General features: G+C 49.3%; 1 protein-coding gene. It reads right to left on the reverse strand.

Going from position 1 to position 371, the window contains the following annotated elements; all coding sequences use genetic code 11:
- Positions 1-34: 34 nt before the first annotated feature.
- Positions 35-371: hypothetical protein (locus tag Q5762_RS37415; protein ID WP_315896770.1), on the reverse strand; the 337-nt coding region annotated here is incomplete at its 5' end.

Consider the following 371-nt stretch of genomic DNA (forward strand, 5'->3'; position numbering starts at 1 on the left):
TTTTCGGCGGCATCGAAACCACTGTATAGCGCACTCATGCCGGCCTCTGCGAGTTGGTCACAAATGCCTGTCCTGACAATGGGCCCGAATAGCGGCTTTCATTCAGAAACTGAAGTAAAGCCTTGATGTCCGCATGTGTCGTTGGCATTACAATTCGGCCATTCTGGACGTCAATTGCGAGATTAGTTTGCTGAGCCGCTGCCTGAATTTGTCCCGGCGTGTAATTTTCGAGTGTTCCGTTATTGACGATTGCGTGGATAAGCTTCCGGCTAACTTGATTTGTGACGTTTACAAAACCAGCCGAATCTGCGACTTCAAGGCTGGCATGTGCCGCAAATGTTTGAACTTCCTGCTCCGTTGCCTCTCTATAA

Source organism: Streptomyces sp. P9(2023), assembly GCF_032436795.1.
Taxonomy (GTDB): domain Bacteria; phylum Actinomycetota; class Actinomycetes; order Streptomycetales; family Streptomycetaceae; genus Streptomyces.